At 42.1% G+C, this 23,366-nt stretch carries 17 protein-coding genes, 1 other RNA gene, 1 pseudogene and 1 other annotated feature; of the genes and pseudogenes, 2 read left to right on the forward strand and 17 right to left on the reverse strand.

Annotated elements, in window-relative coordinates; translation table 11 throughout:
* Positions 1-140 precede the first annotated feature (140 nt).
* The 5 genes from recD2 to cymR form a co-directional block, all read right to left on the reverse strand.
* Positions 141-2,525 (reverse strand): SF1B family DNA helicase RecD2, encoded by a 2,385-nt coding sequence (gene recD2 / locus LC033_RS09530; RefSeq protein WP_226568027.1) that lies wholly within the window; start codon positions 2,523-2,525, stop codon positions 141-143.
* Positions 2,526-2,544: 19 nt separating this feature from the next.
* On the reverse strand, positions 2,545-3,198 hold the full coding sequence (locus LC033_RS09535; RefSeq protein WP_226568028.1) for a tetratricopeptide repeat protein: 654 nt from the start codon (positions 3,196-3,198) through the stop codon (positions 2,545-2,547).
* 61 nt (positions 3,199-3,259) lie between these two features.
* Complete coding sequence (mnmA, locus tag LC033_RS09540; RefSeq protein ID WP_226568029.1) at positions 3,260-4,378, reverse strand: tRNA 2-thiouridine(34) synthase MnmA; 1,119 nt, start codon at positions 4,376-4,378, stop codon at positions 3,260-3,262.
* 94 nt (positions 4,379-4,472) lie between these two features.
* Positions 4,473-5,615 carry a cysteine desulfurase family protein gene (locus LC033_RS09545; RefSeq protein ID WP_226568030.1) on the reverse strand — a complete coding sequence of 381 codons (1,143 nt, stop codon included), beginning with the start codon at positions 5,613-5,615 and terminating at the stop codon, positions 4,473-4,475.
* 18 nt (positions 5,616-5,633) lie between these two features.
* Positions 5,634-6,053 carry a cysteine metabolism transcriptional regulator CymR gene (cymR, locus tag LC033_RS09550; RefSeq protein ID WP_226568031.1) on the reverse strand — a complete coding sequence of 140 codons (420 nt, stop codon included), beginning with the start codon at positions 6,051-6,053 and terminating at the stop codon, positions 5,634-5,636.
* A gap of 208 nt (positions 6,054-6,261) precedes the next feature.
* Between cymR and LC033_RS09555 the strand changes: the two genes are divergently transcribed.
* Positions 6,262-7,527 (forward strand): replication-associated recombination protein A, encoded by a 1,266-nt coding sequence (locus tag LC033_RS09555; RefSeq protein WP_226568032.1) that lies wholly within the window; start codon positions 6,262-6,264, stop codon positions 7,525-7,527.
* 128 nt (positions 7,528-7,655) lie between these two features.
* On the opposite strand, the pseudogene LC033_RS09560 reads toward LC033_RS09555, so the two are convergent.
* The 6 genes and pseudogenes from LC033_RS09560 to LC033_RS09585 all read right to left on the reverse strand — a co-directional run.
* A pseudogene (locus tag LC033_RS09560) lies at positions 7,656-7,790 on the reverse strand (IS3 family transposase); the annotation flags it as partial.
* A gap of 200 nt (positions 7,791-7,990) precedes the next feature.
* Positions 7,991-8,755, reverse strand: a complete 765-nt coding sequence (locus LC033_RS09565) for a tRNA threonylcarbamoyladenosine dehydratase (RefSeq protein ID WP_226568033.1) — start codon at positions 8,753-8,755, stop codon at positions 7,991-7,993.
* A 92-nt stretch (positions 8,756-8,847) separates the two neighbouring features.
* Positions 8,848-9,028: non-coding RNA, 6S RNA (gene ssrS / locus LC033_RS09570), on the reverse strand.
* 79 nt (positions 9,029-9,107) lie between these two features.
* Entirely contained in the window at positions 9,108-10,886 is a 1,779-nt protein-coding gene (gene aspS, locus LC033_RS09575; protein ID WP_226568034.1) for an aspartate--tRNA ligase, read from the reverse strand.
* An 18-nt stretch (positions 10,887-10,904) separates the two neighbouring features.
* On the reverse strand, positions 10,905-12,179 hold the full coding sequence (gene hisS, locus LC033_RS09580) for a histidine--tRNA ligase (RefSeq protein ID WP_226568035.1): 1,275 nt from the start codon (positions 12,177-12,179) through the stop codon (positions 10,905-10,907).
* Positions 12,180-12,252: 73 nt separating this feature from the next.
* Positions 12,253-12,492: a binding site (T-box leader), on the reverse strand.
* Positions 12,493-12,550: 58 nt separating this feature from the next.
* Positions 12,551-12,721, reverse strand: coding sequence for a YrzK family protein (locus LC033_RS09585; RefSeq protein ID WP_226568036.1), 171 nt, complete (start codon positions 12,719-12,721; stop codon positions 12,551-12,553).
* Between the two features lie 137 nt (positions 12,722-12,858).
* On the opposite strand from LC033_RS09585, the gene LC033_RS09590 reads away from it, so the two are divergent.
* Complete coding sequence (locus LC033_RS09590) at positions 12,859-14,439, forward strand: N-acetylmuramoyl-L-alanine amidase family protein (RefSeq protein ID WP_226568037.1); 1,581 nt, start codon at positions 12,859-12,861, stop codon at positions 14,437-14,439.
* A 93-nt stretch (positions 14,440-14,532) separates the two neighbouring features.
* Here the strand turns inward: LC033_RS09590 and dtd are convergent, their stop codons facing one another.
* From dtd to secDF, 6 genes are all read right to left on the reverse strand, one after another.
* A complete protein-coding gene (dtd, locus tag LC033_RS09595) occupies positions 14,533-14,976 on the reverse strand; it encodes a D-aminoacyl-tRNA deacylase (RefSeq protein ID WP_226568038.1) in 444 nt (147 codons plus the stop codon).
* A 19-nt stretch (positions 14,977-14,995) separates the two neighbouring features.
* Positions 14,996-17,206, reverse strand: a complete 2,211-nt coding sequence (locus LC033_RS09600) for a RelA/SpoT family protein (RefSeq protein WP_226568039.1) — start codon at positions 17,204-17,206, stop codon at positions 14,996-14,998.
* 138 nt (positions 17,207-17,344) lie between these two features.
* Positions 17,345-17,857, reverse strand: a complete 513-nt coding sequence (locus tag LC033_RS09605) for an adenine phosphoribosyltransferase (RefSeq protein ID WP_226568040.1) — start codon at positions 17,855-17,857, stop codon at positions 17,345-17,347.
* 23 nt (positions 17,858-17,880) lie between these two features.
* Positions 17,881-20,214, reverse strand: coding sequence for a single-stranded-DNA-specific exonuclease RecJ (gene recJ / locus LC033_RS09610; RefSeq protein ID WP_226568041.1), 2,334 nt, complete (start codon positions 20,212-20,214; stop codon positions 17,881-17,883).
* 81 nt (positions 20,215-20,295) lie between these two features.
* Positions 20,296-20,652: a LapA family protein gene (locus LC033_RS09615; RefSeq protein ID WP_226568042.1), complete on the reverse strand. Its 357-nt coding sequence runs from the start codon at positions 20,650-20,652 to the stop codon at positions 20,296-20,298.
* 461 nt (positions 20,653-21,113) lie between these two features.
* Positions 21,114-23,342 carry a protein translocase subunit SecDF gene (gene secDF, locus LC033_RS09620; RefSeq protein WP_226568043.1) on the reverse strand — a complete coding sequence of 743 codons (2,229 nt, stop codon included), beginning with the start codon at positions 23,340-23,342 and terminating at the stop codon, positions 21,114-21,116.
* Positions 23,343-23,366: the final 24 nt, after the last annotated feature.

Genomic DNA, 23,366 nt, shown 5'->3' on the forward strand with positions numbered 1-23,366 from the left:
CTAGCAAACTGGACATGGAAAGGACCATGTCCAGCGTAAGACAACTGATAAATTTTATCAAAATAAGTGAAAACCCCACTTTTACTTGAAGTAAAGGTGGGGTTTGTCTACGGTCTGATGGCTTCCAAAGAGGAAGCCATTTACTCTTGCATAAAATCAAACGGAGTAATTCCCTCCATGCCAATATTTGCGTCATGTACGCTAAACGGAAGCTCTTTTTGGAGTGCTTCAAGCTCAGCATCCATGACCTGTTCGGTTTGGACAAGGCGCATCGTTAAGGACGTTTGTCTAAGGGAATCCCCATTATTTTTCACACCCCACTCAAGTGCTGATTCTTCCCCGCAAAGAATTAAAAATTTTTTACTTCTTGTGATGGCTGTATAAAGAAGATTTCGCCGAAGCATTCGATAATAACTTCTCACGACTGGCAGCACAACAATTGGAAATTCACTACCTTGTGATTTATGGATGGAGCAGCAATAGGCATGGGTAAATTGATGAAAATCTTTTTTCGTAAAAGTGATTTCGTGTCCATCAAAGGAAATCACAGCCATGTCTTCTTTTTCTGTATTTTCTTTCGCATAAAAAATCGAGACAATTTCTCCAATATCACCGTTAAAAATATTGTTCTCCGGCTGATTCACAAGCTGAAGCACCTTATCCCCAGTCCGGTATACTACATCACCAAATGGGATTTCTCTACCTTTTGGCTTTTTAGGGTTCAAAATGTGCTGCAGCATTTTATTGAGCTCATTGATGCCTGCTTTCCCTTTATACATCGGAGCAAGTACTTGAATATCTTTTGCTGAATAGCCTTTTTGAGCAGCATTGCTGACTACTTTCTTAATGACTTCTTTCATTTGATCAGCTGAACATTGAATAAAGGACCTGTCTTTTGAGCGTGCGGTAATATCTTTTGGTATTACGCCATTTTTCATATCATGTGCAAGCTCTACAATGGTCGAGCCATCTGCCTGACGGTAAATATCTGTTAATGTAACAGCTGGTACGGCATGTGACACGAGTAAGTCCCTTAAGACTTGACCAGGTCCGACAGATGGAAGCTGATGTTCATCTCCTACCATAATGAGCTGAATGTGGTCAGGGATTGCTTTAAACAAATGATTTGCAAGCCAAATGTCTAACATACTTGATTCATCAATGATGACAAGCTTTCCTTCAATCGGCTGATCCTCATCATGTGAGAACCCTTCTGATCCATTCCAGCCTAACAACCGATGAATCGTCACAGCCGGAAGCCCAGTTGATTCTGTCATGCGTTTAGCTGCCCGTCCAGTTGGTGCCGCAAGCACAAATGGAAATGTTTCATCCTTTTTATAATCGCTTGGATCAAGAGATACACCGTGAAGGTCGCTATAAAGCTCCACAATCCCTTTGATCACCGTTGTTTTCCCTGTCCCAGGCCCGCCTGTTAATAGCAGCATCGGAGACATAAGCGCTTTTTGAATCGCTTCCTTTTGGGTCGGAGCATACTGGACACCTAGCCGTTCCTCCAGCTCACCAAGTGCTAGAAGGAATTCTGATTCAGGAAATTGATCTGCATATTCGGTTTGGGAGACGATTTTTTGAATTCGTTTAGCAACACTTAGCTCCGCATAAAACAAGGACGGGTGATAGCAACGGTCATCTTCAATGATCATCTCTTTCCCTTCGCCAAAAGCAATAATCTGATTGGCGACGTCCATTTCAGTCACTTTGTAATCATTACCTGTTTGATTGAGCAACTTACGGGTTTCGACGATCAGATCTTTCGTTTGTATGTACGTATGACCCTCCTGAAGGCTCGCAGTCTCCACTGTATAAAGCAGTGCTGCACGAATTCGCTCTGGGTCATTTCCTAATATGCCTGTTCTAGCGCCAAGCTCATCTGCTTTAATAAATCCAATTCCCTCTACATCTTTGACAAGTTGATAGGGGTTTTCCACGATCTTCTGCATGGTTTTGCTCTCGTATACTTGGTAAATCTTCATACTGAGCTGAGGACCAAAGCCATATTGATTCAGGTTGATCATAATTTGTTCCAGCCCTTGATGTTCCTGAAGTGCTGCCGCCAGCTTATCTGCCTTCTTTTTTGATAGGCGCGGGACGTCATACAAAACAGACGGGTCACGCATCATTTTATGAAGCGTCTGATTGCCGAGCTTTTCCACTATTTCTTCAGCCGTCTTTTTCCCTATCCCTTTGAATAAATCACTTGACAGGTAATGAATGATTCCTTGCTTCGTTGTTGGCACTTCCTTTTGAAAATGAGTGGCCTGAAACTGCTCACCAAATTTCGGATGGCTTGTGACTTTGCCATAAAAGGTGTAGGTTTCCTCCTCATGAAGTGCTGGGAAGTACCCTGTGACAGATACCATTTTTTTCTCTAAGTTTTCTGATGTTTCAATGACTTTTACTTTTAACACCGAGTATAAATTACTTTCGTTATGGAAAATAACGGCTTGAACCGTACCTTTTAAAAACGGCTCATCCTCAAGCTTCATTTGATCTGGATGTTCCTGCACAGGTCTTCCCTCCTTCCGTCTATTCTGCGTCTTGAATCATCTTTTGTGCATGCAGTGCCAGCATATGATCAGGCTGCACGTCAATCGCTTTTCCTAGCATCTCAAGTGCTTCTTCCTTTTTCTCTAAATACGCATACGCAACCCCCAAATTATAAAAGGCATCTGCATGCTGCGGATCATGCGAGACCACTTGGGTAAAGGTCGTAACCGCTTCTTCCAGCATGTGTTCATTCGCTAAACACATACCAAATTGGAATCTTGCTTCATTATCTTTTTCGTTTAGTTCAATTGCCCGCTGAAGATATGGCATCGCAAGCTTTGGCTGCTCTAATTTGATGAGTGTTTGCCCTAACATATAAAACAAATCACTATTTTCCATTCCAGCTTTTAGTGCTAGTTCAAAATAGTCTTTGGCTTTCATAAAGTCTTCTTTTAATGTGTACACATTTCCTGCTCCGTAAAAGGCTGCAGCTGCCGTGTGATCAAGTTCAATCGCTTTTTGAAAGAAGTTTAAAGCGCGTTCAAATTCATTGATACTTGAAAGTAAATTCGCAAAATTGATATATGGAACTGGGTCTTTCGGGCTTTCTTCGATGGCTTTTGTAAAAGCTTCCGCTGCCTTTTCGATGTTCCCTTGATTTAATGATTCTATGCCGATCTCATTATGATTCATTTGCTTTCATCATCCTTTCATTAAAAAACCTCAACAGCGACGTTGAGGTTTTTAAAACATGTTACACATACGACAGCTTATGACCGTCTTTGAAGACATCGTCAATTGTACCGCCGCCAAGACATTCGTCGCCATCATAAAAAACTACCGCTTGTCCTGGGGTGACAGCACGAACAGGTTGATCAAAGATGACCATCGCTTCTTGCTCACCTGTCATTTTGACTTTCACATGGTGATCTTCTTGACGGTATCTGAATTTTGCTGTGCATGTTAATTCACCGTTTTCGCCGACAATATGAGGACGGGTCCAGCTCATATTGACAGCTGAAATACGTTCAGAATATAAAAGTGGATTGTGGAAGCCTTGTTCAACAAACAATACATTTTGCTCTAGGTCCTTCCCAACGACGAACCAAGGATCACCGCTTCCGCCAATGCCAAGTCCTTGACGCTGACCGATCGTGTAATACATCAGTCCATCATGTTCACCTTTTACTTCTCCGTCCATTGTCCGCATCATGCCAGGCTGTGCAGGCAAATATTGACTTAGGAATGTCTTAAAGTTCCGCTCACCAATAAAGCAAATGCCCGTCGAGTCTTTTTTCGTAGCTGTAGCGAGCTCTGCTTCTTTTGCTAATTCACGAACTCTTTTTTTCTCTAAATCACCGATTGGGAACATCACTTTATCAAGCTGCTTTTGAGTCAGCTGATTTAAGAAATAGGTTTGGTCTTTATTTGCATCAAGACCTCTTAGCATTTTGACTTCATCGCCAGTTCTGTCGACACGGGCATAGTGACCTGTTGCCAAATAATCTGCACCGAGTGACAACGCATGCTCAAGGAATGCTTTGAACTTAATTTCTTTGTTACACATGACATCTGGGTTTGGCGTTCTGCCCGCTTTATATTCATCAAGGAAATAATGAAACACTTTGTCCCAATACTGCTTCTCGAAATTTACTGCATAATAAGGGATTCCAATCTGGTTACAAACGCGTATGACATCCTCATAGTCCTCCGTTGCTGTACATACACCATTTTCATCTGTGTCATCCCAGTTTTTCATAAATATGCCGATCACATCATAGCCTTTCTCTTTTAATATAAGAGCAGCAACTGATGAATCGACTCCTCCGGACATACCGACCACAACTCTTGTGTCTTCTGGTCTTTTTGTCATCTTCATCAACTCCAATTTCAATGAAACAACGTGCGCGTTTCGTTCTTCAGGTGCCTGACTGTTTCATTCCTCACACAAGAACAAAGGGGAGCATTTATTTGGCTAGACGTTTGACAACAGCCGCCATCTTATGCGCCGCCTGCTTCACATGTTCCTCTTCATTTCCAAGACCGAAACTTATTCTGACTGAGGATGTCAGCTCTTTTGCTTCTTTGCCATACATGGCGCTTAATACGTGCGAAGGAAGGACAGATCCAGCCGTACATGCTGATCCGCTTGAAACAGCAATCCCTTCCATATCTAAGTTCACAAGTAACGATTCAATGGAGACTCCCGGGAAATGAACATTTAAAATGTGTGGCAATGTCTCTTTCGGATGTCCATTGATAGAGAAATCTAGTGATTCCTCTTCGAATACTTGGAGCATAGTTTCTTTGAGCTTACCATAATGCACTGCTTTTTCTCTTCTATTTTGTTTTGTTAATTGAACAGCTTCTGCCAGCCCAACGATTCCCGCCACATTTTCAGTGCCAGCACGGCGTTTTTTTTCTTGTTCTCCTCCGAATAACTGCGGAGAAAGTTTTACGCATTCGTTGACATATAAAAATCCTGTTCCCATCGGTCCATTTAGTTTATGGCCAGAAGCAGATAAGAGATTTATATGAAGATCTGTTACATCAATCGGCATTGTCCCAAACGCCTGTACCGCGTCTGTATGAAAATAAGCAGTGTGATCGTTTAAAAGTTCACCGATTTCTTTGATTGGCTGAATCACACCTGTTTCATTATTGCCGTACATGATGGTGACAAGAATCGTATCATCTCTCAGCTTTTGTTTTAATTGATCAAGATAAATCAATCCTGTGTCATCAACATCTAAATAAGTCACGTCAAATCCAAGCTTCTCTAACCGTTCACATGTATGCAAAACCGCATGATGCTCTGTTTTCACTGTGATGATATGTTTTCCTTCATGCTGCCTTGCCATTGCAACACCTGTGATCGCCAAATTATCTGCCTCTGTTCCCCCGCTTGTGAGGATGATCTCCTGCGGTTTACAGTGTAATTCTCCTGCAATCACTTCTCTTGCTTCATCAAGACTCTTTCTTGCCTCGCGCCCATATGAATGAATGCTAGAAGGATTGCCAAATATCTCTGTAAAGTAAGGCATCATCTTGTCCACAATACGCTGATCCATAGGGGTTGTGGCCGCATGATCAAAATAGATACGTTCCATTTCCGGTACACCTCTGATCTAAATATAGAACATATACGCCTCTTGATCCCCGTCACCTGTATAGCTTGCCAAGTCTTCAAGAGTTGTATTGTCTAGTACCTCTTTTACTGCATCACGAATACGAATCCATAGCTCACGCTTTGCTGGTTCTTCGTTTTCGATGACTTCAACAGGACTAATAGGTCCTTCTAATACACGAATAATATCACCAGCTGTGATTTTGTTTGGCTCATGAGCAAGAACATAGCCGCCATAAGCCCCGCGGATACTTTTCACAAGACGCGCATTGCGAAGGGGTGATACAAGCTGCTCTAAATAATGCTCAGACAAATCGTTGTTTTGAGCGATTGATTTTAATGATGTAGGGCCTTCGCCATGTTTTTTGGCTAATTCGATCATGATCGTCAGACCATATCTGCCTTTAGTTGAAATTTTCAAGTTAAACACCTCTGCGTTTTCTATTCTATGTCATCAATTATTTTGCTGATTTCATATACGCTGATATATAGACCAAAAGCAATTATATCATACTTTCAGCCAACTTTCATTTGTGGGTTCTGAGCTCTATAGGAGCACGCATCCCTTTTCTATTTGAAGAAATTTCGGTACGCTATACAAACAAGACATTGCTTTAGGAGAGATAATCATGAAACCTTTAGCGTATCGGATGCGCCCAAGTCATATTGAAGACATCATTGGGCAGGAGCATCTCGTTGGAGAAGGTCAAATTATTAGACGAATGGTGGAGGCGAAACATTTATTCTCAATGATTTTATACGGACCGCCGGGCATCGGCAAAACATCGATTGCGACTGCGATCGCTGGCAGTACAAGCATTGCCTTTCGCACATTAAATGCGGTCATTCATAACAAAAAAGATATGGAAGCTGTCGCCGCTGAAGCGAAAATGAGCGGTCAAGTCATCCTTATTTTAGACGAAGTCCACAGGCTAGATAAAGGGAAGCAGGATTTCCTCCTGCCTTATTTAGAAAATGGCATGATCATTCTAATTGGGGCAACTACAGCCAACCCGTATCATGCGATCAATCCCGCCATCCGAAGCCGAACACAAATATTTGAGCTAAAGCCGCTTGAAACAGAGCAAATCAAAGTCGCGTTAACAAAAGCTTTACAGGATGAACATCGGGGGCTTGGCGGCTATTCGGTAACAGTCGATGAGGAAGCGATGAATCATTTTGCAGGCGGGTGCGGCGGTGACGTGCGTTCTGCTTTAAACGCGCTAGAACTAGCCGTCTTATCGACAAAAGCTGATGACACTGGAAGCATCTTCATCACCCTGGCCACAGCAGAAGAATGTTTACAAAAAAAGAGCTTCTTGCATGATAAAAACGGTGATGCTCATTATGATGTCCTGTCCGCTTTTCAAAAATCCATTAGAGGATCTGATGTAGATGCGGCGCTTCATTACCTAGCCAGACTGATTGAAGTGGGAGATCTCGAAAGCATCTCAAGGAGATTACTCGTGATAGCTTACGAGGATATTGGTTTAGCCAGCCCGCAGGCACCCCCACGGGTGTTAAGTGCTGTTCAAACAGCTGAGAGGATCGGTTTCCCGGAAGCACGTATTCCGCTAGCCAATGCCGTCATTGAGCTATGTCTTTCTCCAAAATCAAACTCGGCTTATACAGCCGTTGATGCGGCGCTGCATGACATTCACACTGGAAAAATTGGTGAAGTTCCTGTTCATTTAAAAGACGCTCACTATAAAGGGGCGACAGCACTCGGGCGAGGCGTTGATTATTTATATCCACACGACTATGAAAATGGATGGGTGAAGCAGCAATATTTACCTGATCCACTTAAACATAAGCAATATTATGAACCAAAGCAAACAGGGAAATTTGAAGGTGCACTGAAGCAGGTCTATGAGAATTTAAAACGGCAGAAATGAAAAACCCCGCCAATTTGAAGTAACCCCTGTCAAGTAGACAGTGTTAAAAGACACTAAGCGGCCTAAGTCCTATATTGATATGGGCTCAGGTTGTTGTTTCAGGACCGTTGATGGTTGTGAAAATGGCTAAAGAAACTTTCTTTGCAAGCACTATCCCAACAGTTTCCTTTTCTCGACATACTGTCTTTCATTTGATATTTTTTGAGTAGATAGTGGTAGAGGCGGGATGTATATTGGTAACTCTGGTCGCTATGCAGGAGTACTCCTTTTACATTTCGTTTTGTCTACTACATGTGCGTAGCATACGTTTATGGTTGATATGTAATCCATACATTTTTTCAACCATACCTCATGAGTTTCCGTGTTTTCCCTATAAAAAACCCCCTCCATTATAGACAGATTAGTATGCTTTCTTTTTTCTATCTATAATGGAGGGGATCATATCAAAAAGCAGGCGGGCTTTTTATTTATCTTTCACACGTGTAATCGGAATGTCTTTTAAAAGCTTCATAATCACATGACCACCCATGATCAGCCCAGCAACAGAAGGAACGAATGCATTGGATGATGGTGGCATTTGCGCCTTACGAATCTTCGCTTCATCATTTCCAACTTCTTTTCTGACATCTTCTCGAATCACTATTGGACTTTCGTCTGAGAAAATGACTTCAATCCCTTTACGGATGCCTTCCTTACGCAGACGTGTTCTCACGACTTTTGCAATAGGATCCGTATGTGTTTTTGATATATCGTCAATTTTGAAGCGGATAGGGTCTGTTTTATTTGCAGCACCCATACTAGAAATGATGTTCACATTGCGCTTTAAACATTCTTTCATCAAATGAATTTTATAATGAATTGTATCTGACGCATCAATGACATAATCAAGTGGATACTCAAAAAATTGCTCATATGTTTCCTCTGTATAAAACATCTTGAGAGCAACAACTTCACATTCAGGGTTAATATCAGCGATTCTCGCTTGCATTAAATCAACCTTCGGCTGACCAACTGTTGACAATAGTGCCGGCAGCTGACGATTCACATTTGTAATATCAATATCATCTTTATCAACAAGAACAATACGGCCAACACCTGAACGGGCCAATGCTTCAACAGCAAATGAACCAACGCCACCCACACCAAGCACTGCAACTGTACTGTTCTTTAATATATCTAAGCCTTCCTTGCCAATGGCAAGCTCGTTTCTTGAAAACTGATGTAACAAACGCCTCACTCCACCTTTATTTAAAATGAATCGAAAGAATCATATCACATTCAGACTTCTCCGTCATCCTTCTCCAAAAGAAAAAAACACAAAAAAGTCCCGATGACGCCGCCAGCTTTTCCTTCGTTTTGAACCCCGCACCATGCAGGTGGGTGCTTTCTTCCTGACTTTATACGTCCTCTGATGAGGCTTGTATGCAGAAAGGAAAGGCAAGCTCCCGGATAAAAAAATGTTCGGTCAAAACTAGGTAACCACCGTACGTATCAGGACTTTATTTATTGATTGATGAAAGCATATCATAGGCATGTCGCTTTTTCAAGCGTTTACATGCCTATAAAAACATGCGCCTATTTTACTGTTTTACTTTTGTTTTAATGGCTAAACTCAGCTCATCAAGCTGTGCTTTGCTCACTCCGCCAGGAGCATCTGTAAGAACACAGCTGGCACTTGCCGTTTTCGGGAATGCAATGGTATCTCTTAGGTTAGAGCGGCCGGCAAGCAGCATCACTAAGCGGTCAAGACCTAGCGCGATTCCGCCGTGCGGAGGAACACCATGCTCAAAAGCATCCAGAAGGAAGCCGAACTGTTCGTATGCTTCTTCTTTCGAAAAGCCAAGTAAACCAAACATTTTTTCTTGAATGTCCTTTTCGAAAATACGAATAGAACCTCCGCCTAGCTCATAGCCATTGAGCACAAGATCGTAAGCCTGTGCCTTTATGTCTTCTGGGCTTGTTTCAATTAATTCAAGGTCAGCACGAACTGGCATTGTGAAAGGATGATGGGCAGCATAGAAGCGGCCTTCTTCTTCATCTTTTTCAAGCAGCGGCCAGTCGACCACCCATAAGAAATTGAATAGAGACTCATCAATGAGCCCAAGCTCTTTGCCGAGTTTTAGGCGAAGTGCACCTAGCGCATCATGTACAACAGATGTCTTATCGGCGACAAAGAGTAAAAGGTCACCTTCTTCCACTTGAAGCTGCTCTTTTAATTCTTCTTGCTTTGACTCATCAAAGAATTTGGCAATTGGTCCTTTTAGTTCTGTTCCTTCAGCTTTTAACCAAGCCAGACCTTTTGCGCCGTAATTGGCTGCAAATGCACCAAGTGCATCAATGTCTTTTCTTGAGTAGCTCGATGCAGCACCTTTTACATTAATGGCTTTGACCGCTCCCCCATTTTTCACAGCTCCACTGAAGACTTTGAAATCTAAATCCTTCACCGTGTCTGAAATATTCACAAGCTTCATCTCAAAACGCGTATCTGGTTTATCAGATCCATAAGAATTCATCGCTTCATCGTATGTCATACGTGGTAATGGCAATGTAAGGTCAGCACCTTTGACATCTTTCATAACCTTTGCCATCATCTCTTCAGCAAGCGTCATGATGTCCTCTTGACTCATAAAGGACATTTCAATATCGACTTGTGTGAATTCCGGCTGGCGGTCAGCACGCAAGTCCTCATCTCTAAAGCATCGTGCGATTTGGTAGTAACGATCCATCCCTGAAACCATCAGCAATTGTTTGAACAATTGCGGAGACTGAGGCAAGGCATAGAACTCTCCTTCGTGTACACGGCTTGGGACAAGATAGTCACGTGCACCCTCTGGAGTACTCTTCGTTAAAATTGGTGTTTCAATATCTAGAAAGCCGTTGTCGTCTAAGAAATGGCGGAATGCTTTTGTTACTTCATGTCTCATTTTCATCGTTTCAAACATCACAGGACGGCGAAGATCTAGGTAACGATATTTTAACCGTACATCTTCGGATACCTCGTCTGCTTGATCTGAAATGACAAATGGTGGAGTCTTTGCTTCATTTAAAACGGTGACCGTTTCCACTTGAATTTCAATTTTGCCTGTTTTTAAATTTGGGTTGATGGTTGCTTCCTCTCTTACAACAACCGTTCCTTTAATATCAAGGACATATTCATTACGAATCAATTCTGCTGTCTGAAGCGCCTCTTTTGATAGATCTGGATTGAAGACAACTTGTACAATGCCTGTGCGGTCACGCAGATCAATAAAGATTAATCCGCCAAGGTCACGCCTCTTTTGAACCCATCCTTTTAATACAACTGTCTGACCGATTTGGTCTTCTGTTACTTCTCCACAATAAAAAGTTCTACCAAACACAAACATTCCACTCCTTCTTTACGCTTTCTGGTGGGCTTTCATCATTTGAATCAGCTCATCAAGCTTCACTTCAATTTGTTCACCCGTTGCCGTATCTTTTACATTCACAATTTGCTGCGCCAGCTCATCTTCACCAAGAACCAAAATAAATTTGGCTTTCAAGCGATCAGCCGATTTAAATTGTGATTTTAGCTTTCTCCCGGTATAGTCCATTTCACTTGAAATTCCTTCTTTTCTTAATTGATTCAATAAGGAAACAGCATAATCTTTTGCTTGATCTCCTAATGCCGCAATATATAAATCAATGCCGTCCTGTACTGGAAGCTCAATATGTTCTGCATCAATCGCTGATAGGAAACGCTCAATACTCATCGCAAAACCGATACCTGGGGATTCAGGACCGCCAATTCCTTCAACGAGTCCATCATAACGGCCGCCGCCGGCTAATGTTGTGATTGCGCCAAAGCCTTCTGCATTACTCATGATCTCAAATGCCGTGTGATTGTAATAATCAAGGCCGCGCACTAAGTTCGGATCGACGACGTATTCAATGCTTAGATCGGTTAAGTATTGTTTCACTTTTTCAAAATAAGTCCGTGATTCTTCATTTAAGTAATCTTGAATAGATGGTGCCGTTGTCATCAGTTCGTGGTCACGATCCTTTTTACAATCAAGAATACGTAATGGATTTTGATGTAAACGAGTTTGACAGTCATGACAGAATTCTTCAATTCTTGGCTCAAAGTGCTCAACAAGTGCTTTGCGGTAATCTGCCCTACTCTCTTTGTCACCAAGGCTGTTAATGACGAGCTTTAAGTTGGAAAGACCTGCTTTCTCATAGACACTCATCGCAAGTGAAATGACCTCTGCATCAATGGCAGGATCCTTTGAACCGATCGCTTCAATCCCGAATTGATAAAATTGACGATATCTTCCCGTCTGGGGACGCTCATAGCGGAACATTGGTCCAATGTAATAGAGCTTTGTTGGCTGCGCCGGCTGTGCAAACAGTTTATTTTCAACATAAGATCGCACTGTTGAAGCCGTTCCCTCTGGACGAAGTGTGATGCTGCGTCCTTTCTTGTCTTCAAATGTGTACATTTCTTTTTGAACGATATCTGTTGATTCGCCTACTCCTTGTGCAAACAGCTCCGTATGCTCAAAAATCGGTGTGCGAATTTCTTTGTATTGGAAGGCTGCACATGTTTCTTTCGCAATTTGTTCAACATACTGCCAGCGTTCTGACTCTCCAGGTAAAATATCCTGTGTGCCTCTTGGAATATTAAAGCTCATTTTTCGTCCTCCTACGACCATCATTCATTTTTTATGTGGACATATAAAAAACCCCCGCCTCTACTAAGTGAATAGTAGGGACGAGAGTTATACCCGTGGTGCCACCCTAGTTGGAACATGATCTAGCCATGTTCCCGCTCAAATCCTTAACGCAGATTCACGTTCTCCGCCTAATGACTCATTTTTAGAGCGTTCAGCAGGAAACCTACAGAGTGTTCTTTCGGGATAAATGCCATGCGGATTCGCTTTCAGCCTAAGGCGATTCCTCTCTGCTCACGCAAATTACCCTACTATTCTCTATCATCAGTTCCACATTTTAAATTTTCAAGTGTGTTGATTTATATTATAATAAGGTCGGTGCTGCCACTCTGTCAACCCTTGCTGTGTCTCTTTTTCTTTTCCAGCTCATCTTTTGACGTGCATCCGTATTCAGATGCCGTTTCTTCAAGGAAGCCTGGTTGATCCATTTCGTCGTGCTGCCAGCGATCGATATCACGATGTCCATTATATTGCACTCGTCCTAATTTTCTGCTTAATCTCATGTTTGTGCATCCTTTTATCACATTTTTATCTAGTATAAACAGATTGATTCATTTTTATTAGGGAAACTGCAAGGAATTAGTCCATTACATAACGAATTAATATTCATCGGTTTTACAAGGGAGGGGAAAACACCGTTTTGAATCTGAAAAAACACAATCACATGATGTTGCTGCTCACCTGTTTTGTCCTCATTGCCAGCACTTGGCCAATGACACATGCGACTGCTCAAACAGATCAAGCTGTGGTTGCAACAGATGAAATCAATGTGCGAACCGGACCTGGTTTAAGCTACGGGATCGCAGCTGTTGTAAAACGAGGAGAAAGCTATCCGATTCTCTCTGAACAAGGAGAATGGGTGCAGATTGGGTTATCGAACAGACAAAAAGGCTGGGTCGTCTCATGGCTGATTACCAAATCATCTGACACACAAAAGCCTGCTAAGCCAAAGACGCAAGGTCAAAGTGCGCAAGGAAGTAGTACGATTACGTCGACAGCCTCCGATCTACGCATCCGGACAGGCCCAGGGACTTCCTATCAAGTCATTGGGACTTTCCCTCAAGGCGCTTCCGCTAAAAAGATGGAAACAAGCGGCGCGTGGACAAAAATTTCGTATAAACAGGTGGAAGGCTGGGTTCACTCTGAATATGTATCCGGGGGACAAAAAGCGGGGCGATCAAGCTCAAGTGAGTCCTCTCGTTCTAAACATACAGGTACGGTTGGCGTCTCTAACTTGAATGTTCGAAAATCGGCAGCACCCAATGCACCAGTGGTGGCTTCACTTGTCCGCAATACAAAGATCACCATTTTACGAGAGCAAAATGGCTGGTATGAAATTAATTCCAGAGGTGTAAAAGGATGGGTTGCGAGTTATTATATTGTTACCAGCCAAGGATCAAGCTCAGTACATGAAAAGAGTCCGTCCTCTTCGACTTCTCATCAGAAAGCATATATTGTCTATGATGGAACCAATATTAGAAAAAGCGCTTCTACTTCTGCTGCGATCGCAGAAACAGCAACGAAAGGAGCTGCTTATCAAATTGTTCGCACGCAAGGTGACTGGTATGAAGTGACCCTACCAAACGGCGGAACAGGATATGTGGCGAGCTGGGTCGTTCAAACAAAGAAAAATAGCATCGAAGCACCAAGGCCTCAGCAGGATTCATCGTCTGGAACTGGGTCTTTAGAAGGGAAAACATTTGTTCTTGATCCTGGCCATGGCGGGAGAGATAGTGGCACGATTGGCGCAGACGGTGCATTTGAAAAGAACATTACCATCAAAACCGCCAATTTACTGGCAGGAAAATTAAGGGCTTCTGGTGCAAATGTCTATTTAACAAGAAGTGATGATACATTTATCAGCCTTCAATCGAGGGTTGCCACATCTCATTACCGGAATGCAGATGCTTTCATTAGTATTCATTATGATAGTTTTATGGATCCCAGTGTCAGAGGAAGTACAGCGTATTATTATCAGGCATCAAAGGATCAAAGCCTTGCGACAAACGTTCATACTGAAGTCGCAAAACGCTCACAAATCCCAGATAAGGGTGTAAAATTCGGAGATTATTTTGTTTTAAGAGAAAATAAACGGCCTTCCCTTTTATATGAACTCGGCTATTTAAGCAACCCTCAAGAGGAAGCGATTATTTACAGCGCCTCCTACCAAGAACGAGTCACAGAAGGAATGACAGAAGGATTAAAACAATATTTCCGCTAAAAGAGGTGCAGACGCCTCTTTTTTTGTTTTAGGCCAAAAGAAAAAGACTCTAAACAAACTCGTGCAAGAGTTTATCTACAGTCTAGGGTAAGTCTATTCTTTGCTATCCATCCATATGGTCACAGGCCCTGAATTGGTCAATGACACGTCCATCATCGCCCCAAAACGGCCCGTTTCTACATGGATGCCTTTTTTTCTAAGGGTTTCATTGAAACATTCGTAAAGTGAGTTTGCCACATCAGGCTTGGCTGCTTTCATAAAATTCGGCCGTCTGCCCTTTCTTGTATCACCATAAAGGGTAAATTGAGACACAGACAGAACGCTTCCTTTTACACCCAATAAAGAACGATTCATTTTCCCACTTTCGTCTTCAAAAATACGTAAATGGGCAAGCTTTTCAGCTAAGTAATGCACATCTGCTTCAGTATCTCCATGTGTGACACCAACGAGCACCATATATCCTTCATTGATGGCACCTGTGATCTCTTCATCTACCTTTACAGATGCGCGTGTCACACGCTGCACAACAAGCCTCATAGACGATATACTTCCTTTTCTAATTCATAAATCTGCGAACAGAGTAAATGTCTTTGATTTGTTTGATGCGTTCCACTACTTTGTGCAAATGGTTAATATTTTGGATAAAGATGGCCATATGGATCGTTGCCACTTTGTTACGGTCAGACTTCCCAGAAACAGAGGAGATGTTTGTTTTCGTTTCATTGACTGCTTGAAGTACCTCATTGAGTAAGCCGCGTCTATCGTATCCTAATATCTCGATTTCCACATTGTATTCTTTACGGTTTTGAGCAGGCTGTTCATGCTCCCACTCTACCGGGATTAAGCGTTCCTGCGCTTCTCCTGTCTTCACGTTCGGACAGTCCTCACGGTGAACCGATACGCCTCGTCCTTTCGTAATAAAACCAACAATGTTATCACCAGGAACAGGATTACAGCACTTAGATAAACGGACAAGCAGGTTATCAATCCCTTTGACTCGTACACCAGCTTCGCGTTTTTTCCCGTGATACGGCTTTGGCTCCACCGTCACTTCTTGGACCGTTTTCTCCTGTTCTTCCTGATCTCTTTGTTTTCTTTCTTTTTCTGTTAAACGGTTCGCCACTTGGAGTGCTGTAATACCGTTATAACCAACGGCCGCATACATGTCCTCTTCGTTTGAAAAATTGAATTTATCTGCGACTTTTTGCAAGTTTTCAGCTGTGAGAATGTCTCTGACATCAAAATCAAGGTTTTTGATTTCTTTCTCTACGAGCTCTCGGCCTTTTTCGACATTTTCTTCACGTCGCTGTTTTTTGAAAAACTGTCTGATCTTGTGCTTCGCTTGGGAGGTTTGGGCAAGCTTTACCCAATCCTGACTTGGTCCATAGCTATGCTTTGACGTCAGAATTTCAATAATGTCACCTGTTTTTAGTTTATGATCGAGCGTGACCATCTTGCCGTTGACCTTGGCTCCAATCGTTTTATTCCCAATTTCCGAGTGAATCCGATAAGAAAAGTCGATAGGGACTGAGCCAGACGGAAGTTCGATGACGTCTCCTTTCGGTGTAAACACAAACACCATATCAGAGAAGAGATCGATCTTTAACGACTCCATAAACTCTTCCGCATCTGTGGATTCATTTTGGAACTCAAGGATTTCTCTAAACCAAGACAGCTTCTTCTGGAAAACGGCTTCTTCCGTAGATTCTGCTGATTCTTTGCCTTCTTTGTATGCCCAGTGTGCCGCAATCCCGTATTCTGCAATTTCGTGCATGTCCACTGTACGGATTTGAACTTCAAGCGGATCACCTTTTGGACCGATTACCGTTGTATGAAGGGATTGGTACATGTTCGGCTTTGGCATTGCAATATAATCCTTAAATCTACCTGGCATCGGCTTCCAGCATGTGTGAATAATCCCAAGAACTGCATAGCAGTCTTTAATGCTGTCAACCAAAATACGAACCGCCAGCAAATCATAAATTTCATTGAATTGCTTATTTTGTATAACCATTTTGCGATAAATGCTATAAATATGTTTTGGTCTGCCTGAAAATTCAGCCTTGATGTTCACCTCAGACACGCGTTCTTTCACTTCATCGACAACCTCGTCCAAGTATTTCTCACGTTCAGCTCTTTTGCGCTTCATAAGATTCACAATCCGGTAATATTGCTGCGGATTTAAATAGCGGAGTGCTGTATCTTCGAGCTCCCACTTAATCTTTGAAATCCCTAATCTGTGCGCAAGCGGTGCAAAGATTTCAAGCGTTTCATTTGAAATTCTTCGCTGCTTTTCCTGCGGAAGGTGTTTGAGCGTTCTCATGTTGTGAAGACGGTCTGCCAGCTTAATCAAAATCACGCGAATATCCTGCGCCATTGCAACAAACATTTTTCGGTGGTTTTCGGCCTGCTGTTCTTCTTGTGATTTATATTTAATCTTCCCGAGCTTTGTCACACCATCAACAAGCATTGCCACTTCTTCATTAAAATGCTCTTTTAAATCCTCTAATGTCACATCTGTATCCTCTACGACATCGTGCAGGAAGCCGCCAGCAATGGTCGATGGGTCCATTTCAAGATCAACAAGAATTCCCGCCACTTGAATGGGATGGATAATATAGGGCTCACCAGATTTCCGGTATTGCTCCTTGTGGGCATTCTCAGCATATTCATATGCTCGCTCTATAAATTGAATATGTTCAGCGGACAGGTATTCTCTTGCCTTGTCAATGACCTGCTGCGCCGTTAAAACTTGTTCGTTCGCCATGGAATCACCTTTTTAATTGAAAACTGTATTGTATTTTATTATCAAGAAAAAATCGATAGATGTAAAGAGAGTCCGCTAAAAGATTTTTGATAGGAAAAAAGCACCCTTCTTACTGAGTGCTTTTTGCGTAAAACTCCATTAGTATTGCATTAACGTCAAGATGTCGTAACCGTCAAGCTTCTTTCTGCCGTCAAGATACGTCAGCTCGATTAAGAATGCAATCCCTGCGACAATGCCGCCTAATTCCTCTACAAGTTTGATGGACGCTTCAATCGTTCCACCAGTCGCAAGTAAGTCATCTGTAATCAGTACACGCTGACCAGGACGAATCGCATCTCTATGAATCGTTAATACATCTTTACCATACTCTAAGCCGTAATCAACTTTAATGACTTCACGAGGAAGCTTTCCTTCTTTACGAACTGGTGCAAAACCTACACCAAGTGCGTATGATACAGGGCAGCCAATAATGAATCCACGCGCTTCAGGTCCAACAATGAGATCAATGTCTCTTTCCTTCGCGTATTCAACGATTTGATCCGTGGCATAACGGTATACTTCACCTTTATCCATTAACGTTGTAATATCTTTAAATTGTACACCTTCCTTTGGGTAGTCAGGTACAACTGTCACATATTGTTTTAAATCCATCTTTTCCTTTTCCTCCTCGTACGTCAAAGCACAGGTGAGACTTCGCTCATCATGCTATTCAGCCATTCCTTCAACTCTTTGGCTGAGGAATATGTTAGTGTTTGATCAAGTTCCATCAATCGTTGTTTTGCTGTATAGGACGATGATGCAGTTAAATCTTTTTTAGGGGCATCACGTACTATTGACAGCACACCATTCTCTATTCTAACAAAACCGAGTTCAAAAAACACCTTTGTCATAAAAATGATTGTATCTTTTGTCCAACCTCTATGTTTGGCAAGCTCCATCCCTTGTTCTTTGAGAGGGAAGCTTCCCCGTTTTAATAAAAACCCATAAAACCATTTGAATTGGTCACGACTAGGAAAAGCGGACATAAAGTGATCTACTTTCCTTTGAAACACCGTATAAATTCTTGCTGGTTTTTGATTTTCTAAGAGCAGTTCGATTAAGTGCGCATCTGCAGGAACATCGCAAAAGACTACATACTTATCATGTACTTCAAACGTTGAAACATTTTCTGCATGAATAAGATGAATCGGAATATCCACTAGCTCCGCTTCATGTTTTGTTTCTTCATCAAAACAAATAACAAGACATTTGTCTGGATCAAGTGTCGATACGTTTTGTGCCCAATCCTTTTTCCCTCTCAAATCAAACAGCTGCCATTCATCTACTCGAGCATCTTTTAGCATAAGCTGAGGTTTTTTTCGATTATTCCATTCATTAATCGAGATTTCGCCAATGACGGAAATGTGGCTTCCCGAGACGAGCTCTTCTTTTAATTCCCCTTGGTGAAAACCGACACAGTCAAGCAGCTTGTCTTCGTCTTTCAGCGACATTTTAATGTGGTGATGATTGGCCCCAATTGTTCGGATGTCTTCGATCTTGGCGTCTTCAATCATAATGAACGGCTTAGGGTTCAGCATCCCAAATGGTGACAGCATCCCCACTTCTTCAATCGCTTGAACCGTAATATCATCTATTTTGCACACCGCATCGATCCGCTGAATCGGAATAAAATCTTCTTCTGTTAGCATTTCATTTGCATATTGATTCAACCTTTCCCTAAGTAAAGGGACATCATCCGCTTGAATTGTCATACCTGCCGCCATTGGGTGTCCACCGAAATGCGGCAGGATGTCGCGGCATTTGCTCAGATGGAAAAATAGATCAAAGCCAGGAATACTCCGAGCTGATCCTTTTGCCATTTGCGTTTCTTCGTCTATTCCCAGCACAATCGCCGGGCGAGAAAATGTATCAGTCAATTTCGAGGCAACAATACCGACAACGCCTGGATTCCAGCCAGCCTTAGCTACCACGATCGCAAACTCATCTCCGTCAACCGCTTCAACCATTTGAATGGCTTCTTCGGTGATCGTACTGACGATTTTCTGTCGTTCTTTGTTGAGTTCTTGTACAAAACGAGCCAGCTCTACTGCTTCGTCCATATCCTCTGTCATCAAAAGATGAACAGCCGGATCTGCTTGCTCAATTCGTCCCACGGCATTCAGCCTTGGAGCAATTTGAAAGCCAACCGTTTCCTCATTTGCTTCTTCAAGAGTGGCTCCTGCTTCTCTCATTAACGCTTTTAGCCCCGGTCTATTAGACTGGCGAAGCTGCACAAGCCCTTTTTTTGCGAGCCATCTATTTTCATCATGTAGTGGGACAAGATCCGCAATTGTACCGATTGCAGCAAGATCTAATAACTGAACTGGCAGCTTCCCAAGCAGTGCATGCGCCACTTTAAACGCCACACCAACACCGGCCAGCTCTTTAAACGGATACTCACAGCCCGGCTGCTTAGGATGTACGATCGCAAGTGCCTCAGGCAACTCATCACTTGGTTCATGGTGATCTGTGATGATCAGGTCTAATCCTATTTCTTTTGCAATTCGTGCTTCATTTACAGCAGCGATGCCTGTATCAACCGTGATAACAAGCGATGCTCCTTGCTCTTTGATATATCGAAAAGCCTGTTCATTAGGCCCATAGCCTTCTTTAAATCGATCCGGAATATAAAAGTCTACCTTCGCAGATCGCTCTTTTAATGTATGTAAAAGCACAGACGTACTTGTCACACCATCTGCATCATAATCTCCGAAAATCACAATCGATTCCTGCTCTTCGATCGCTTTGTTGATGCGCTCTACTGTTTCTTTCATTCCTTTTAATAAGAATGGATCATGACATTCGGCTTTTTGATCAAATAAAAAAGACCTCGCTTCTTCTACTTCTTCGAGCCCTCTTTTTACAAGAAGCGATGCAGTCAGCGCTGAAATATTCAGATTTTCAGAGAGTGATATCACTTTTTCTTCGCTTGGATGTTCATATTCCCAGCGCATTTTAGATAATAACATAAATTCACCCCTCAACCACACTATTATACTAGAGTGGCCTGAGGGGTTTCAATTTTTATTTTATAAAATTGTAATGAGAAATTATTTTTCCTTTCGGTTAAAAAACGACTGCTGTTCTTTTGAGGGTGTGACATTCGATTTCTGTTGAACGTCTTTGTCCCCCTTTTTCGTAGGAAGAGTAGAAGGAGACGGTACGGCTGCACGCTCAGCTTTTAATGCTTTTAGTTCACGTTTAAGCTTGATAATTTGGAATATCCCTGCAAAAGCCACAATGAGTCCGCCCATTAGAACAGAACTAATAATGACAAGGATCAGCGGCCATTCAGCCGTTCCAAATAAGTAGTCTACTTGCACAGGCCGTACATTGATCACGGCAAATACTGAGACAATTAATACGAAAATAAATGCGAGTATGATGGTCCATTGTTGTTTATTCATCCACATATCCCCCAAGCTTTTTCTTTTATTCTTCCCTATCTCTTATCCTTTCTAAACACAGAAAGGAAACTGATTAAACGTATGTCATTATAGCAAAAGACCATTTCAAGATCAATGAAACCTGAAATGTTTTTTCAAATCGACTTTTCCTAGTGGAACTTACTGACCATCTAAAGGAAAAAGACTGGCAAGATGATATTTTCCCCTTTAAGTACTATACTTGGAGGGGATTTTTTATGGCACGTAAAGGACAACATTTTCAATACTATACGAAAAAAATTTAAGATGAAAGCCGTGAAAATGTATGAGGAAGGAAACAGAAACTATATTCTTTAATCACGATCAATACCAGAAAAAATTAAACCAGTGTGCCCCGATAGAATACCGTCTCACACTGGCTGCTTAGGCTTTTTATATTTGTCTACTTGACAGGGATTGACCAAGAAGGCAGTCTTTCTAGGTTAAATATCTTGTTCTGTGTCTATTTGAGCCGGCTTTTTCAGCTCACGACCTTTCCATATAAGCCAAATTTGCGCCGCAATATAAAGAGATGAGTACACCCCTGTTAATAAGCCGACGAGTAAAGCAATGGAGAAGTTTGTAATAGACGCTGATCCGAAGATGAGTAGTGCAATCACGACGATCAGCACAGTGAGCACCGTATTGATAGATCGTGTAAAGGTTTGCTGTAAACTCAAGTTGACGATATATGATAGATCTTCAACCGTTTTCGGTTTGCGTTTTTTCATTTGTTCACGAACCCTATCAAACGTTACGATCGTATCATTGATCGAGTACCCGATAACCGTGAGAATCGCCGCAATGAAGGTGACATCTACCTCTAACCGAGTGATACTAAAGAATGCCACAATAAAGAATGCATCATATAAAAGTGAAGCAATGGCTGCAATGGCCATTTTATATTCAAAACGAATAGATACATAAATAATGATCCCAATTGAAGCAATGATCAGTGCGTATAATGCATTGCGCGCAAGCTCTTTTCCAACAGTCGGAGACACGGTGCTGACGTTCGGTTCTGTTCCATATTTGTCTTTGAAGTAATCTTTCACTTCAGCAATCTTTTCTTTATTCGGCACCCCAACAAATCGTGCCCCTGCTTGATTTTCTTTTTGACCAGATAACACGACACTGTCTGTCTCAAGATCTAGCTTTTTAAAGTCTTGCTCCACTTGCTCAGTTGACAGCTTGTGATCGCTTTGGATATCAATTCTTGTACCACTTGCAAAATCAATTCCCACATTCAGCTTGAAGATAGAAAGCACAATGATTCCAGCAATAGTGACAGCTACTGAGAAAATCATAAAACCTTTTCGCTTGCTGACAAAATCCCATTTATCAAATGGCGTTTTTGGTTCAGTATCTTCTGTTGTTTCATGGATATCGATGATGTCTTTCTGACGAACACCAAACCAGCCTTTTTTACGGTCAAGAAAGCGGCTTTCAACAAGCAGTCCAAGGAGGAATCTTGATAAGAATACGGCCGTGATAAAGCTTGTTAAGATCGATAGGATGAGCATGGTCGCAAACCCTTTTACAGAGCTTGTCCCAAAGAAGAAAAGGACACCCCCTGCAATAATACTCGTTAAGTTGGCATCAAGGATGGTCGCAAATGATCTGCGGTTCCCAGACCTGAAAGCAGAACGGACAGACTTACCAAGCTTGAGCTCTTCTTTTATCCGTTCATATGTGATGATATTGGCATCAACAGCCATTCCTACTCCAAGAATCAGTGCTGCAATTCCAGGCAGTGTGAGAACAGCCCCCATCCAGTCAAACACCTGTAAGGTAATATAGATGTACGTAGATAATGTAATAACAGCAATAAGACCAGGTATTCGGTAATAAAGCAGCATGAATAAGAAAATGATAGCAATTCCTACAATCCCTGCAAATACTGTTTCATTTAGTGCCTGTTCACCAAATTGTGCACTCACTGATGTTGAATATTTTTCAGTTAATTTTACAGGCAATGCCCCGGCATTTAAAATGCTTGCAAGGTCTTTTGCTTCTTGGACAGTAAAGTTTCCTTCGATTTGTACGTCACTGCTGTTTATCTCTTGATTGACATTAGGAGCAGACACATACTTATGATTCGATTTTGTGACTTCTTTTTTGAAAGAATCGCCTTTATGGTAATCAAGCCAAATGACAAGCTGGTTATTCGGTGCCATAGCTGCTACTTTTCTCGTCACGTCACCAAATTTCTTCGCATCTTTTAGCTTAACTGTGACAATCGGCTCATTCGTTTGATTGAATGTTTGCTTTGCCCCGTTTTCTACAAGATCGGAGCCATTTAGCAGCTCTTTATCATTCGTATCCCTGAAGGAAAGCTGCGCTTCAGTCGAAAGTATCTCCCTTGCCCTGTTTTGGTCTTTTACACCTGCAAGCTGCACACGGATTCGATTGTTGCCTTCAATTGAGATGTTCGGCTCACTTACACCAAGTACATTGGCTCTGCGGTTTAAAGCTTCAACAGTACTGACAAGAACACTATTTGTAATCTTGTCCTCTTTTTTCACTGGGTGTACATCATACAGGACTTCAAATCCGCCTTGTAGATCCAGTCCTAGCGTAATATTATTGGCAACAGGCTTTGTCAAATAGCCCACACCCGTTCCGATTAACAGAACCACTAAGAAAAACGCAAGTATGCGCCCTTTTTTCATTATGTATTTCCTCCTTAAACACTT

The sequence above is a fragment of the Bacillus stratosphericus genome, assembly GCF_020524495.1.
GTDB classification, from domain to species: domain Bacteria; phylum Bacillota; class Bacilli; order Bacillales; family Bacillaceae; genus Bacillus; species Bacillus stratosphericus_B.